Source organism: Bacillus sp. EKM208B (genome assembly GCF_011800725.1).
Lineage (GTDB): Bacteria > Bacillota > Bacilli > Bacillales > Bacillaceae > Bacillus > Bacillus velezensis.
Genome location: NZ_JAANHO010000002.1, coordinates 372,719 through 387,756 on the forward strand (window position 1 = coordinate 372,719; position 15,038 = coordinate 387,756).

The 15,038-nt window shown below is 48.2% G+C and carries 16 protein-coding genes and 1 other annotated feature (1 of these 17 cut by a window edge); of the genes, 1 reads left to right on the forward strand and 15 read right to left on the reverse strand.

What is annotated here, in order from left to right; all coding sequences use genetic code 11:
• Positions 1–30: 30 nt before the first annotated feature.
• The 11 genes from arfA to G9F75_RS04685 form a co-directional block, all read right to left on the reverse strand.
• Positions 31–1,530 carry an arabinosylfuranosidase ArfA gene (gene arfA, locus G9F75_RS04635; RefSeq protein ID WP_167408942.1) on the reverse strand — a complete coding sequence of 500 codons (1,500 nt, stop codon included), beginning with the start codon at positions 1,528–1,530 and terminating at the stop codon, positions 31–33.
• Positions 1,531–1,548: 18 nt separating this feature from the next.
• The gene (araQ, locus tag G9F75_RS04640; RefSeq protein WP_007612991.1) at positions 1,549–2,376 is read right to left on the reverse strand and encodes an arabinooligosaccharides ABC transporter permease AraQ; all 828 of its coding nucleotides are present in this window, start codon (positions 2,374–2,376) and stop codon (positions 1,549–1,551) included.
• Positions 2,377–2,394: 18 nt separating this feature from the next.
• Positions 2,395–3,336, reverse strand: coding sequence for an arabinooligosaccharides ABC transporter permease AraP (gene araP / locus G9F75_RS04645; RefSeq protein WP_167408943.1), 942 nt, complete (start codon positions 3,334–3,336; stop codon positions 2,395–2,397).
• 41 nt (positions 3,337–3,377) lie between these two features.
• Positions 3,378–4,673 carry an arabinooligosaccharides ABC transporter substrate-binding protein AraN gene (gene araN, locus G9F75_RS04650; RefSeq protein WP_123117381.1) on the reverse strand — a complete coding sequence of 432 codons (1,296 nt, stop codon included), beginning with the start codon at positions 4,671–4,673 and terminating at the stop codon, positions 3,378–3,380.
• Positions 4,674–4,704: 31 nt separating this feature from the next.
• Positions 4,705–5,889, reverse strand: coding sequence for a sn-glycerol-1-phosphate dehydrogenase (locus G9F75_RS04655; RefSeq protein WP_025649711.1), 1,185 nt, complete (start codon positions 5,887–5,889; stop codon positions 4,705–4,707).
• On the reverse strand, positions 5,886–6,692 hold the full coding sequence (locus tag G9F75_RS04660) for a sugar-phosphatase AraL (RefSeq protein ID WP_370530869.1): 807 nt from the start codon (positions 6,690–6,692) through the stop codon (positions 5,886–5,888). The genes G9F75_RS04655 and G9F75_RS04660 overlap by 4 nt, the downstream gene beginning before the upstream one ends.
• Entirely contained in the window at positions 6,670–7,359 is a 690-nt protein-coding gene (gene araD / locus G9F75_RS04665) for an L-ribulose-5-phosphate 4-epimerase (protein ID WP_003152509.1), read from the reverse strand. Before araD ends, G9F75_RS04660 begins: the two co-directional genes overlap by 23 nt.
• Positions 7,352–9,037, reverse strand: coding sequence for a ribulokinase (gene araB, locus G9F75_RS04670; protein ID WP_167408944.1), 1,686 nt, complete (start codon positions 9,035–9,037; stop codon positions 7,352–7,354). Before araB ends, araD begins: the two co-directional genes overlap by 8 nt.
• Position 9,038: 1 nt before the next feature.
• Entirely contained in the window at positions 9,039–10,532 is a 1,494-nt protein-coding gene (gene araA, locus G9F75_RS04675; RefSeq protein ID WP_167408945.1) for an L-arabinose isomerase, read from the reverse strand.
• Between the two features lie 182 nt (positions 10,533–10,714).
• A complete protein-coding gene (gene abnA / locus G9F75_RS04680; RefSeq protein ID WP_021494425.1) occupies positions 10,715–11,680 on the reverse strand; it encodes an arabinan endo-1,5-alpha-L-arabinosidase AbnA in 966 nt (321 codons plus the stop codon).
• A gap of 142 nt (positions 11,681–11,822) precedes the next feature.
• Entirely contained in the window at positions 11,823–12,908 is a 1,086-nt protein-coding gene (locus G9F75_RS04685) for a M42 family metallopeptidase (RefSeq protein ID WP_007408096.1), read from the reverse strand.
• A 183-nt stretch (positions 12,909–13,091) separates the two neighbouring features.
• On the opposite strand from G9F75_RS04685, the gene G9F75_RS04690 reads away from it, so the two are divergent.
• Positions 13,092–13,484: a hypothetical protein gene (locus G9F75_RS04690; RefSeq protein ID WP_003152498.1), complete on the forward strand. Its 393-nt coding sequence runs from the start codon at positions 13,092–13,094 to the stop codon at positions 13,482–13,484.
• A gap of 13 nt (positions 13,485–13,497) precedes the next feature.
• Here G9F75_RS04690 and G9F75_RS04695 read toward each other — a convergent pair whose 3' ends face one another.
• From G9F75_RS04695 to infC, 4 genes are read right to left on the reverse strand one after another with little or no spacing between them, the layout of a single operon-like run.
• Positions 13,498–13,764 carry a DUF1294 domain-containing protein gene (locus tag G9F75_RS04695; RefSeq protein WP_014418601.1) on the reverse strand — a complete coding sequence of 89 codons (267 nt, stop codon included), beginning with the start codon at positions 13,762–13,764 and terminating at the stop codon, positions 13,498–13,500.
• Between the two features lie 57 nt (positions 13,765–13,821).
• Entirely contained in the window at positions 13,822–14,181 is a 360-nt protein-coding gene (gene rplT / locus G9F75_RS04700; RefSeq protein ID WP_007613019.1) for a 50S ribosomal protein L20, read from the reverse strand.
• A 31-nt stretch (positions 14,182–14,212) separates the two neighbouring features.
• Positions 14,213–14,413 (reverse strand): 50S ribosomal protein L35, encoded by a 201-nt coding sequence (gene rpmI, locus G9F75_RS04705; RefSeq protein WP_003152493.1) that lies wholly within the window; start codon positions 14,411–14,413, stop codon positions 14,213–14,215.
• A 12-nt stretch (positions 14,414–14,425) separates the two neighbouring features.
• A complete protein-coding gene (gene infC / locus G9F75_RS04710) occupies positions 14,426–14,947 on the reverse strand; it encodes a translation initiation factor IF-3 (protein ID WP_071543361.1) in 522 nt (173 codons plus the stop codon).
• 58 nt (positions 14,948–15,005) lie between these two features.
• Positions 15,006–15,038: a sequence feature (ribosomal protein L20 leader region), on the reverse strand; it runs 98 nt beyond the window's last position.

Genomic DNA, 15,038 nt, shown 5'->3' on the forward strand with positions numbered 1-15,038 from the left:
GCCGGCAGCGCAGCCCGGCTTTTCGGAACATTATTTTCCTGATAAACGGATGACATTCCAGGACAGCGGAGTAAAATGAGCCGTTATCCCTTCAGCATTTGCCGAAGACGTTCCGTTGGAGTGCGGAATGACTTCTTTTCTGTTTTTTTGATTGGTCGCTTTCATATCCTGATGCTCCAGCACGATATGCTCAATGATGCGGTAATCTTCAAACCCCCTCAGCCTTATCTCCGTTTCCATCAGTTCCTTGCTTTTGTTGACGGCAAAAATGGTCAGTGCTTCATCCTCTTCATGGTAAACGGCCGCGGCATCAACATACGGTACATCCGTAAAATCCGCTGAGTCGTATTTCGGGGAGGTGATCAGCAGCTTCATTGAAGTCCCTCTCCCGTAGACAGAGGCGTGCATGTAAGGATAAAAGATCGGCTGTCTCCATGCTTCTCCGCCCTTTTCAGTCATGATAGGCGCAATTACGTTGACAAGCTGGGCGAGACAGGCGATCTTCAGTCTGTCCGCATGCTGCAGCATCGTAATCAGCAGTGAACCGATCAACAGCGCATCTTCAAAATTGTAGATGTCTTCAAGAATCGGCCGGGCCGTAATCCATGGCTCCACTTTTTTATCCGCTTCATTTGAGTGATACCACACATTCCATTCATCTAAAGAAAGGTGAATCGTTTTTTTGCTGCGTTTTTTCGCTTTCATATAATCACATACGGCTGTGACGGATTTAATAAAATGGTCTAAATCCATCGACTTCGCCAAATAGTTCTCAAGATCATTTTCATGGTTGCCGTAATACGTATGCAGTGAGATGTAATCCACATGCTCGTACGTATGCTCAAGCACCTCGGCCTCCCACTCAATGAAGGACGGCATGCCGCTGTTTGAGCTTCCGCAAGCCACCAATTCGATCGCCGGGTCCGTCCATTTCATCACCTTTGCCGTTTCAGCAGCGAGCCGTCCGTATTCATGCGCCGTTTTATGACCGATCTGCCAAGGGCCGTCCATCTCATTTCCTAAGCACCATGTTTTGATGCCGTAAGGTTTTTCATATCCGTGCGATTTTCGTAAGTCGCTCCAGTATGACCCTTCAGGATGGTTGCAGTATTCGACGAGATTCCGGGCGGCATCGATCCCTCTCGTCCCGAGATTAACCGCCATATTCACTTCGGCGTTCACTTTTTTCGCCCACGTTAAAAATTCATTCGTCCCCACTTCGTTCGTTTCTGTCGTCTGCCATGCCAAATCAAGCCTCCGCGGGCGGTCCTTCACCGGTCCGACACCGTCTTCCCAATTGTAGCCTGAGAGAAAATTCCCTCCCGGATAGCGGATGAACGGCACTTGCAATTCTTTGATTAACTCCTGCACGTCTGTTCTGAAGCCGTCCTTGTCGGCTTTCGGGTGTCCGGGCTCATAAATGCCTTCATACACCGCCCGGCCCATATGTTCTATAAATGATCCGTACATCCGTTTGTCCACTTCACCGATGATATATTCTTTATCTGCTGTAATCCCCGCTTTTTTCATTATATTTCCTCCCTCTCTCTATCCCTTCACTCCGCCTACTGTGAGGCCGGAAATGAAGTATTTTTGGAAAAACAAGAATATGATGATCACCGGCAGTATCGCAAAAACGGACCCGGAAATCAGCATGTCATAGTTGTTGCCGTACGGACTCAGCAGCCCTGAAAGTCCGATTGGAAGCGTAAACATTTCTTTCGACCGAAGCACGATCAGCGGCCATAAAAAGTTATTCCAGCTGTTTAAAGATTGAAGAATGATCATTGCCCCGAATGCCGGTTTCATGAGGGGTGCCATAATTCTGAAAAAAATGCCGAATTCGGTGCAGCCGTCCATTCTCGCTGAATCAAGCAGATCCTTCGGAAGTCCGAGCGCATATTGCCGGAAAAAGAACACGGCGACAGGCGACACAATAAACGGCAGAATCACCCCCGTATAAGAATCGATCAAATGAAGACCCACCGTCAATTTGAACAACGGAAGCATCATCACTTCAAGAGGCACCATCATAATGATCAGCACAAGAACGAAAATAATATTTCTGCCTTTAAATTCGTAGACACCGAGTCCGTAGCCGATCAAAGAGGAAAAAAACAGCGTGAGAACCGTGGTGAGAACGCCGAGCAGCAGGCTGTTAAAAAACCATTTGAAATAAATGCTCCCCCCGTTGAACAAATAGGTGTAGTTATCAAGGCTCATTACATCCGGATCAAGACGCAGATTCAGCCCGATGCGCATCAGCTCAGATGACGGCTTTAAAGAACCGAGCAATAGACAGATCATCGGAAAGATATACAACAGGCTCAGCATGATAAAAAACAAGGTAAACGCGACTCTGTACACGGAAAACATGTAATTGTTACGCAACGCTTATCCCTCCCCTTTAAACGAACCGGACAGTTTCAGTGAAACAAGGCTGACTAGTAAGATGACAAGCAAAAGGACAATTCCGATTGCGGCCCCGTACCCCATTTCGTTGTATGCAAGCCCCTGCTGATATAAATAACCGACAAGTGTGAGGCCGATATTGCCCGGGGAATTATTCTGCCAAAGCACATAGCTTTCCTCAAACATTCTGAAACCGCCGATAATACTGATCGTTAATACATAAACGGACACCGGCTTTAAAAATGGAAGGGTAATATGCCGGAACTTTTTCCACGTACTCGCCCCGTCAATTTCAGCCGCTTCATACAATTCTTTCGGCACGTTTTGCAATCCGGCCAGAAAGTAAAGAATGTTAATGCCCATCCACCTCCATGACGCAAGCAGCACCATTAAAAACATGCCGGTACCTTTGTTGTTGAGCCAGTTTTGGGGTGATGCGCCAAGCTTCATCATCAGCTCGTTTGCAAACGACGTATTCATTTCTCCGAACATCAGACGGAAAATAATCCCCGCTACGATCGTCGATGTTAAAGCCGGTACAAACAGAGCCGATTTAAACACATTTCTGAACCTGACGAGCTTCGAATTCAGAATCACCGCCAAAAGAAGCGGCACCGGAATCAGCACGATCAGCGTCCAGAAGGTATATTCCAATGTGTTAAATAATGCCGTATAAAAGGTTGGATTAAGAAGAGCGGTATAATTGGAAAACCCGACAAATGTAATTTCTCCCGGCAGTATCCGCTGAAAGCTCATGATAAACACGCTGATGATCGGATACAAAAAGAAAACGAGAAACGAAATGATAAATGGCGCCGTAAAAAGATAAGGCGCCGCTTTTTTTGAATACAGCACATTGCGCCGGCGCGGCTTCTTCCGGACTGCAGAAACGGTTTGTGCTGTCTCTGTCTTTACAGGTCTCATAAAAGCTCCCCCGCTTTCACTGTTAAATAGGACGGCTTCTCCTATTTCTCTAATTGCTCTGCCGCCTCGTCCAAGGCTTCCTTAGGTGTTTTTTCCTGCGTCTTCAGCGCATCGAACAGCACTTGTCTGACAACGAGATCAGCCGCTTTAGAGAAGTCTTCATGCAGATAAATCGGATTGATCTCATCTTTTATTTCAAGGAGCGAGGAAAAAATTGACGTACCGTTCCGGAAGAAATCCGTGTACTTGTTTTTCTCCTTCAATTCTTTTGAATCCCACACGTCCCAGCGGAGCGGGTCAAAGCCGAGCACCGTCCAAAGCTTTATATTCCCTTCCTTCGAACCTTTCGCAAAACCGAGAAATTCTTTCGCGAGCTTCAGATGTTCAGCCTGCTTCGGCACGACGGTGGCTGTTCCGCCTAAACCCGCTGATCTGTCACCGCCTTCTTTCCAGGCCGGCATAGGGTAAATCGCCATTTTTCCTTTTAAATCAGGCATATAATCGATAAACCGTCCCATGTACCAAATGGGCATCAGCACTGAGGCTGCCCCGCCCTGATTCATAAAACCGTAGTATTCTTCGCTGTGATGGCCGCCGCCGGGAGCCGGCAGAAGGGTTTTATCATTTACCATGTCCTTTACGTAATTCAGTGTGTCTGTATTCGTCTTGCTGTTCAGAATCAATTTTCCGTTTTTGCTGTAGTAGCCTGACCCTTGCTGCGAAATCATGGATAGGAATGTGGCGGAGTCGTTTGTTTCAACCGTTCCCATCGGTTTCCCAGATGCTTCATGCACTTTTTTCCCTGCCCGCCGGTAATCTTCCCATGTCTTAATGGAGGCGGGATCAACGCCCGCTTTTTTCATAATATCCATGTTGTAAAACATGACGGTCGTCCCCACATGTGTATCAAGGCCGTACAATTTTCCGTTTTTGCTGTACAAGGCCAGACGCGCTTCCACAAACTTATCGCGGTCTTTTTCAATCAGCGGCGTCAGATCGGCAAGCGGGATATCCTTCCCCTTCAGAAAGTTCGAGAACCGGCTTAATTCCACGTCGGCTATATCGGGAAGCCCCTCACCCGCGATCAGCGAAACCGATAAATTATCATGCATTTGTCCATAAGGATAAACAACGGTATTCAGCTTGATTTTGCGCTCCGGATATTTCTGATTCCATTCTTTGACCATTTCCTGATAAAACTGTTCGTGCAGACCGTTAAACGTCCAAAACGTCAGCTCCGTTTCTCCCGGCCGGCCGGCAGTCCGTTCTTGTGAACAGCCGGCGGTAAACAAGAAGAGCATCATCAGCACCAAACATACAGCGGTCGTTTTTTTCATGTCATTACCCCTTCCACTTTAGGCCGTGCGGCTATTGATGCAAATGATGTGCAAAGAGCGCTGCATTTTCATTTATGATGGTTAAACCGGTATAACGGTCTCTCAGTGTGTGCGCATGCTTAAGCGCATCGCTGACAAGGTCCTGTTTTACACCGATCTCATCAAAACAGGCGGGACCCCCCGCAGATGTGAGCCACCCGGCAATTGTTTTGCCGTCGGGAAGCCCTTCATATGCAGATTGAATCGCCTCGCGAAAGTGCGGCGGCAGTTCAGCAAGCTTTTCGTGACAAGCCAGTTCTTTGTAAATATCACTCAGCACCGCGCACGCACAGCCGACCTTCGCACCGTGGAGAATCGGAGGCTGTTTTGCCTTCAGCATTTCCATCTCAATCCAATGCGAGATGTGATGTTCTCCTCCTGAGGCGGGGCGGGAGTGGTCAAGCGCAAGCATGACAAGACCCGAAACGATCAGCGCTTCCATCAGTATCTGAATGCCGGCCTCCGTTCCCATGGCAATGTCAGCGCGGTGATCAATGCACTGCCAAAGCGCGTCTTTCACAAGCTTCGCCCCGGCTTCTGAGTACGGCTCACCCGCTAGCCTGCTGGAAATCTCCCAATCTGCCAGCGATGTTATTTTTCCGAGCATGTCTCCGAAGCCCGCGGCTGTCATTGAACGGGGCGCTTCTTTTAATACATTCGTATCCGCAAATAAGGCGATCGGCGCTTTCGTTTGAATCGTCGTTTTGATTCCGTTTAATATGAGCGGCGCTCCCGCCGATGTAAAACCGTCGACTGACGGAGCGGTGGGGAATGAGATAAACGGCAATCCGCGCTGGCAGGCGGCAAACCGTGTAATGTCGTGAATCGTTCCTGAACCGGCCGCAATGATGACATCCGTCTCTTCCGCGAGATTGATCAGCGTATAGACCAATGTCCTCTCATCAGCCGCGGCGGTCCCGGCTTCATGCTCCGGAATGATGACTTTTGACGCTTTGATCCCGCCTGCCCTCAATTCGTCCGCAAGCAGACGTCCCGCCGCCTCGTACGTGTTCCGGTCACAGACGATGACCGGATGATTCCAGCATTTTTTTTGCAGAAATGTGAGAAGCTCTTCTTTTGCATTCGACCCGATCACGATATCTTCTATTTGAATCGGTGAGCGGCTGGCCCCTTCCTTGTCAAACTCGGATTGAATGTCCTCAGGAGAACGTTTCATAAAAGGATTCCCTCCTTCGCTAATTCTGTCAGGTCTTTAATAGAATCAAGGACGATGTCAGGTTCATATAGACGGGGCTCCCCAAGTTTGGCCGCCCCCGTCAGAACCAATACGCTTTTCATTCCGTACAGCCTGCCCATTGCGATATCAGATTCGAGGCTGTCTCCGATAATGGCGCATTCCTCAGGGGGAAGTCCGAGCGCTTCACATGCCGCCTCAGCCATCAGCCAAGACGGTTTGCCGATGACAAGCTCCGTTTTTGCTCCGGCGGATGCTTCAATGGCCCCGATCATTCCCGCGACGTCCATGGCATGGCCGCCTTCATTCGGAAAGGAGCGGTCCCGGTTCGTGGCGATGATGCGCGCGCCGGAGGAAGCCGCCTTAAAAGCGAGATTCAGATCCTCATAGGTGACGGTTTCATGCAGGGAGATGACAAGCCAGTCTGCCGCCTGCGGGTTTTGCGCCAAGGCGACACCCGCTAAAGCGAGTTCATCAGTCAGCCCTTTCTCTCCTAACACCCACACCTTTGACAAAGGATAATGCTTCTTTAAAAATGATGCCGTCACACTGGAGGACAGCACGATGCTCCGTTCATCCGTGCGGATACCGGCACCCAGCAGTTTCTTTCGGCACATTGCTCTTGATAGATTGCCGCGGTTGCTTAAAAAGACAACGGCTTTGCCCAGTGACTGAAGGGTATGAACGGCTTCTTTTGCGCCGTCAATCAGCTCCCGCCCCCTGAATACGGTTCCGTCTAAATCAATCAGAAACCCGGCTGCGTCAAGTTTGGCCATAATAAGCATTCGCCCCGTGTTTTCTGTAAAAATGCTTATCATGCAGCACTCTGTCGATCGGACTGAGCTGTTTGTTCAGCATAAGCGAATGGTAGGCCATTTCCGCTACCGTTTCGAGCACAACGGCGTTATGCAGGGCATTCAGCGCGTCCGTTCCCCAGCAGAACGGGCCGTGGCTGTGGACGAGGACACCCGGATTTTGTTCATACGGTTCGTTTTGAAAGGTTTCGGCTATGACTTTGCCTGTATGATATTCATAATCTTTCACAATTTCTTCTTCATACATTTCCCTCGTACAGGGTATAGCGCTTTCAAAGTAATCCGCGTGAGTCGTTCCGAGAGCGGGTATGTCTCTTCCGGACTGTGCCCAGCTCGTCGCCCAGCGGGAATGAGTATGAACGATTCCGCCGATAGCCGGAAACGCTTTATACAGATAAAGATGGGTCGGCGTGTCAGAAGACGGTTTCAGCGAGCCTTCGAGAATGTCTCCGTCCTCATTCAGGACGACCAGTTTGTCAGCGGTCAGCTCACTGTAATCGACACCGCTCGGTTTAATGACGATTCTCCCGCTCTCTCTGTCAATGCCGCTGACATTCCCCCATGTAAACGTGACAAGGTTATGTTCCTCAAGCTTCAGATTGGCGGCGAGCACTTCTTCTTTTAACGCTTCAAGCATGGCGGCTCCCTCCTTTTGCAAAATCACGGTTTTTAATGGCTTTCAGGCGTTTCATGACATTGTTTTCTTTGCCGAAGTAGTGTACGAGCTCTTTATATTCCGCATATAAATTGTCATAAATCTCAGCTCTTTCCGGGTTCGGGGCATAAAAGCCGTCTTTTAATTTCCCCATATGCGCGCATGCTTCAGCAATATTGGAGAATCCCCCGTTTTCCCGTCCCGCGGCGAGCGCTCCGAAAATCGCGGAGCCCAGTGCAGGCGCCTGCGGAGACCCGGATAATTTAATATCCATATTTGTGACGTCTGCATAAATCTGCATGACAAACGGATTTTTTTCGGCGATTCCTCCGGCTGCGTAAAGCTCTTCGACCGGAACGCCGTTTTCCCGGAACGTTTCGATAATCATCCTCGTTCCGAACGCCGTCGCTTCAATCAATGCCCTGTAGATTTCTTCCGGCTTCGTGTGCAGCGTCATGCCAAGCATCATGCCCGTCAAATCGGCGTCCACCAAGGTTGACCGGTTTCCGTTCCACCAGTCAAGCGCGAGAAGGCCGCTTTCCCCCGGAACAAGTTCAGCTGCTTTTTTGCTGAGCAGCTCGTGAATGTCTATGTGTTTATCCTCAGCTTCCTTCTCATAGTCTCTCGGAACACACGTTTTGACGAACCATTCAAAGTGGTCGCCGACACAGGACTGCCCCGCTTCATATCCCGCATATCCGGGCAAGATGCCGTTATTGACGACCCCGCACATACCGGGGACGATATGTTCTTCGTCGCCGAGCAGCACATGGCAGGTAGACGTTCCCATGATCATCAGCATTTTCCCCGGCTCTGTAATACCGACCGCGGGCACTGACACGTGAGCGTCGACATTGGCGACGGCAACGGCCGTCCCCGGCAGAAGCCCGGTCAGCTCCGCCATTTTTTCGGTCAAACCTCCTGCTTTTTCCCCGACTGAATAAATGGTACCGCCTAATTTATCCTTTGTAATCGTTTTCATTAACGGGTTGAGCTTTTCGAAAAAATGATCCGGCGGATACCCCGTCTCCTCATTCCAGATTGCTTTGTAGCCGGCCGTGCAGTTGCTTCGCTTCAATGAACCGCACAATTGATAGACGATCCAGTCTGCCGCTTCCACAATCCGATCTGCCGCCTCGTATATATGCGGCGCTTCTTCCGCGATTTGCATGATTTTCGGGATCATCCATTCAGAAGAAATTTTACCGCCGTATCTTTTAAGGAATGTTTCTTTTGTGTCTTCGGCAATCGTGTTCAAACGGTCTGCATGTTTTTGAGCCGCATGATGCTTCCACAGCTTCACATAACTGTGGGGCTCCCGTTCAAATTCCGGCAGCATACAAAGCGGCTGCCCCGCGCCGTCTATCGGCAAAATCGTGCAGGCGGTAAAATCAATTCCTATGCCGATCACGTCTTTTGGATCAGCGCCCGCCTGCTCAAGCAGGTTCGGAATCGCCGTTTCCAGAACTTCGATATAATCGGCAGGATGCTGAAGCGCCCAGTCCCGAGGGAGTTTTTCACCCGTCTTCGGCAGCGTGCGGTCGATGACGGCATGAGTGTATTCTTTTACCGCAGACGCGATTTCTTCGCCCGTGCGGACATTGACAAGCACCGCCCGGCCGGACAATGTGCCGAAATCAACACCAATCGTATACGCCATATCAATTCCCTCCCAGCCGGTATAATACGTCATTCCATTTCAGCTCTTTTTTCAGCTCATGTATTTCGGTATTGCGGGAAATAAAGATGCTTTCAATGCCTGCCATCTCAGCCCAGTCAAGCATCTGTTCAGCCGTAAGCCGGAAGGACATACAGGTATGGTGGGCGCCTCCCGCCAAAATCCATGCTTCCGCAGCTGTTTTCAGCGATGGCTCCGGCTTCCACAGCACCCGCGCCACAGGGAGATTCGGCATATCATGATCAATTTCCCTGCCTTCCGCTTCATTCAGAATGAGACGGAATCGCCCGCCGATATCAATGATGCTGGCGATGATGGCTGAACCGCCGATTCCGTTAAAGACCAACCGGGCCGGATCTTCCTTCCCTCCGATTGAGAGAGGATGAACTTCGATTTTCGGCTGATCAAGGGCGATCGTCGGACATACTTCAAGCATATGTGATCCGAGAATCATCGCACGCCCCGGTTCAAAATGGTACGTATAATCTTCCATGAAGGAGGTTTGTTCTCCGTCCGCCATTATTTTCATCATTCGCACAAGGGCAGCCGTTTTCCAATCGCCTTCGCCGGCAAATCCGTACCCTTTTTCCATGAGACGCTGAACGGCAAGACCCGGAAGCTGCTTCATTCCGTGCAAAACTTCAAAGGAGGTCGAAAACGCTGTATATCCGCCCCGTTCGAGAAAGGCCGTTAATCCGAGTTCAATTTTCGCCTGTTCTTTAATGGAAGAAACTTTTGCTTCATCCCGTTTTGTTTCGTCGCTGATGACATACAATTTGTCGTATTCCTCATAAAGCGCCTCAATTTCTGCGTCGGTGACGTTGTTCATCACCTCGGTAAGATCGCCGATTCCGTACCCGTCAACTTGCCAGCCGAATTGGATGTGGGCGCCGACTTTGTCTCCGTCAGTAACCGCCACATTCCGCATATTGTCGCCGAACCGGGCTACTTTAATATTCCTGCTTTCATTCCAAGCGGCAGCAGTGTTCATCCATTGCGAAATGTCATGTTTGACTTCCTCATCATCCCAATAGCCTGCGATGACTTTTCTCGTCTGCCCCATTCTTGACTGGATATATCCGTATTCCCGGTCTCCGTGAGCGGATTGGTTGCTGTTCATAAAGTCCATATCAATCGTTTTCCACGGGATGTCGCGATGATACTGGGTATGCAGATGAAGCATCGGCTTTTGAAAAGCGGAAAGACCTTCAATCCACATTTTCGCAGGGGAAAATGTATGCATCCACGTCACGACCCCCGCACAGTTTTCTTGATACTGCGCTTCCCGCAAAACCTCTCTGATCGTTTCAGATGACGTGACAACCGGTTTATGCCTGATCTTGTATCTTGATGACACCCCGCTGAGACCGTCACATATCCCCTTTGCGTGTTTATCGACAAGCTGCAGCGTTTCCTCTCCGTATAAGTGCTGGCTTCCCGTTACAAACCAAAATTCATATTCTTTGTTCTGAAGCACATTCATTTCCCCTTTCCATCAAAATAAAGCGCTTGCATTTTTAGAAATATACGTATGAATATAAACTATAAAACTTTTATCCTTCTATTTGTACGAACAATTTTATTATAGTTAAGGAGGAATCAACCTGTCAATCTTTTATTGCAAGTAAAAAAGCCGGACACACATGCCCGGCTGATCAATTAATAGGAAGGCCAGCCTGAACTCCAGTCGATATCATTGATGAGCATCTTCGGAATTCCGCTGTTTTCGGCATCATACGCATGACGCACTAAAATATTCCCGTTCACAATGTCTTGACCGCCCGGGCCTTTCCAGCGGTCATTGCCGGAGTCAAGAATCGTCCCTCCGCCTTCTGACATGCTTTTCCCGCTTTTATCGAGATATGGGCCCGTGATGCTTTTGGATCTTCCATAAGCGATTTTGTACGTACTATTCACGCCTGAACAGCATTTATCAAACGACACCATTAAGTAATAGTAGCCGTTCTGGTAGGTGATGGCCGGCGCTTCCAAAGCTCCGCCGTTATTCGGTCTGGCAGCGATGGAATAAAGTGATCCCGTCGGTTTCATCGTATTTTTATCAAGCTTTGTCAGCTTAATGCCGCTCCAAAAAGAACCGAAGGCAAGCCAAGGGTTTCCGTCTTTATCAATTGTCAGCTCCGGATCAATTGCATTGTAGTTATCGGCGCTTGTTGAACGGATGACGAGCCCTTCGTCCTTCCAGTTTCCCGAACTGAGGCTTGCAGATGATGCAAGACCGATCGCGGAGGTATTTTTGCCGAATGAAGAAACCGCATAATACAGCCAATACTTTCCGTTATAATATTGAACATCGGGGGCCCATTGATTCAGCCCGTAATTCGGCACATAATTGCCCCACCATGACAGCGGGGAAGTAAAGATTGATTTCTGAACGGTCCATACGCCGCCGCTGCCCGCCTTTAAGACGCGAAGCCCCCTCTCCCCTTCCAAACCGGTTCCGAAAGCGTACCACGTGTTTCCTTCCTTCGCCATTGTCGGATCGTGAAGCAATTCATTTGATGCCCCCCAAAACGCGGCAGATGCCGGAGATGAAGACATCAACAGCAGCCCGGCTGTAACGGCTGCGCACGAAAAGCGGATCATGCGTCTGAATCTGTTTTTCATTTGTAAACCCTCCCCTTTTTTAAAGCGCTTTCAAAAACATGTTGTCAGATTTTTCTATGTCTTCTCTTATTGTAGACGCAGGGCTCATATTTGTACAGACAAAAAAAAGAATCTGCTTAAAAAAGCAGATTCTTCCGTATCTTTATTGGTAAGTAATACGGTCAACTGTTTCCCGATCTAATTTTTTAATCACTTCTGTAATCAATTTTACCGTATTCTCATAATCATCCCGATGCAAAATAGCGGCATGAGTGTGAATGTAGCGCGTCGCGATCGTAATGGACAGCGCCGGCACTCCGTTTGCGGTTAAATGAATGGAACCTGAATCCGTGCCCCCTCCGGCAATGGAATCGAATTGATACGGAATTCCCGCTTCTTCCGCCGTGTTCACGACAAGGTCGCGCAGCCCTTTGTGAGATACCATTGACGCGTCATACAGAATAATTTGCGGCCCTTCGCCGATTTTGCTTTGCGCCTCTTTTTCAGAAATTCCCGGTGTATCTCCGGCAATTCCGACATCCACACCGAACGCGATATCAGGCTGGATCGTATGTGCCGCTGTTTTCGCCCCGCGCAGCCCGACTTCTTCTTGAACCGTTCCGACCCCGTATACTTCATTGGGGTGATCACTGTTTTTCAGATTTTTTAATACATCGATGGCAATCGCACAGCCGATACGGTTGTCCCATGCTTTCGCCAATAAATGCTTTTCATTGTTCATCACTGTAAATTCAAAATACGGCACAATCTGGTCACCCGGAAGAACGCCCCATTCCATTGCTTCTTCACGGCTGGACGCCCCAATATCGATGAACATCTCTTTAATATCGGCGGCTTTTTTTCTGGCGTCAGGAGGCAGAATGTGAGGCGGTTTCGAACCGATGATCCCCGTGATGTCCCCTTTTTTTGTCACGACGGTGACGCGCTGGGCCAGCATGACCTGAGACCACCAGCCGCCGACGGTTTGAAAGCGGAGAAAGCCTTTATCAGTGATTTGCGTCACCATAAAACCGACTTCGTCTAAATGCCCTGAGATCATGATTTTCGGACCGTTTTCTTTGCCGGTTTTTTTGGCGATTAAGCTTCCCAGCCGGTCTGTTGTGACGTCATCGGCAAATGGTTCTATGTATGATTTCATCACTTGTCTTACTTCTCTCTCATTTCCCGGTATCCCTTTTGCATCCGTTAACGCTTTCAGCATGGTGAGCGTTTCATCTAATTTTGTCATCAATAAACCTCCTTTTTTTCACTACCCTTCTTATTATACAAAACCAATGCTGAAGCATACGATTAATTCGCCTGAAAAACGGGTAAATGTTTTTATCTATTTCTTTTAAAAAAATGAAACCTTTTGTTTTGTTTTTCGTATTACATCAGATCATGACAAAGGTGAGGAGGTGCCTTCACACATATGGCCATTACAGTATTGAGGATTGTCTTGCTTGCACTTCTTATTTATTTTATTTACATGTGCGTCAAATTTTACGCAAACCCGAAAAGAAGGCTCAGACTGGCACAATCAAAAGAGAATTTTTATTTTATTGACGAACAGAAAAACACGCGAAAAAATCTCCAGCTTACTTATAAAGGAGTGCTCTTTGAGGGAGAAAAGCATATCCCTTCCAAAGATCATCCGCTGTTTATTCATACGATATTTGTATGGACCGAAAATCCGGAAAAGCTGAACCGCTTTTCTGCAGGTGATTTTGAAGAAGTCGAAAAAAAGGTATTGGAGCGGTATCCGAATTGCAAGATTGATTGGGACCAGCCCATCAAAAAAGCGAAAAAAGCAGGCGAGCGATAAGCTCTCCTGCTTTTTATGTTTTATACATCAAATACATCAGCACAAGGGCGGCTTCAGTGAGAAAAAGCAGCGGCACCCCGTATAAAAAGGATTTGTGTTTCGTCTTATGCCTGAAGGTGCACATGCCGATCCATACGCCGAGTGAGCCGAACATGGCGGCTGTGAGCCATATTCGTTTCTCTGATATTCTCCACCTGTGCGCCTTTGCTCTTCTTTTATCAGCGCCCATGATCCAAAAGCCGTATCCGTTTATCAATACGGCGTAAATGAAGAGAGCCATTGATTGTCACCCTTTACGTAAAAAAACCGCTCCCGGAAAGAGAGCGGCTTTTTCAACTTACTTGTCTAACTGAGCTTTAGCAGCATCAGCAAGCTGATTGAAAGCAGTAAGATCGTTTACAGCAAGATCAGCAAGCATTTTGCGGTTTACTTCGATGCCTGAAAGCTTAAGACCGTGCATTAAACGGCTGTAAGAAAGACCGTTCATACGTGCAGCAGCGTTGATACGAGTGATCCAAAGCTTACGGAAATCACGTTTTTTCTGACGGCGGTCACGGAATGCATAGTTTCCTGATTTCATGACCTGCTGGTTTGCTACTTTGTATAATCTATGTTTTGAACCGAAATAACCTTTTGCTAATTTAAGAACCTTTTTACGACGCTGACGCGACACAGTTCCGCCTTTTACTCTTGGCATTATATTTCCCTCCTAATTGTTCCTTGTCCGATTACTTGATGTTGGCAAGCTGTTGTTTGATGCGTTTGAAGTCTCCTGCGCTTACAATAGCACCCTTGCGAAGCTTACGCTTTTGCTTTTGGGATTTGTTGGCGAATAAGTGACTTGTATATGCATGAGAACGTTTTAACTTCCCAGAACCTGTCTTTTTAAAACGTTTAGCAGATCCGCGGTGAGTTTTCATTTTTGGCATGGGATTTCCTCCTTATTGCTTTTCGTTTTTCGGCGCGAGCATTAAGAACATGCTGCGGCCGTCCATTTTTGGTTTTGTTTCGACTGTCGCAACTTCCGCACATGCTTCAGAGAAACGGTCCAATACGCGCTGGCCGATTTCTTTATGAGTGATTGCGCGCCCTTTAAAGCGGATAGAAGCTTTCACTTTATCGCCTTTTTCAAGGAATTTAATCGCATTGCGCAATTTCGTGTTAAAGTCATGCTCATCGATCGTCGGACTTAATCTAACTTCTTTTAAGTTAATGATTTTTTGATTTTTGCGTGCTTCTTTGTCCTTTTTCTGCTGCTCGAATCTGAACTTACCGTAGTCCATGATGCGGCAGACAGGCGGTTTTGCATTTGCTGCAACTAACACAAGGTCAAGATTTGCGCGGCCGGCGATTTCAAGTGCTTCCTGACGGGACTTGATGCCGAGCTGATCGCCATTTTGTCCGATCAGACGAACTTCACGTGCACGGATACCCTCATTAACCAATTGATCTTTGCTAATAATGAGCCACCTCCATAGTTTCTTCGAATTGATTCACAACGCTTTTTGACTGCATTCTGCAGGCAAACAAAAAGTGCGGGCATGACAACACACC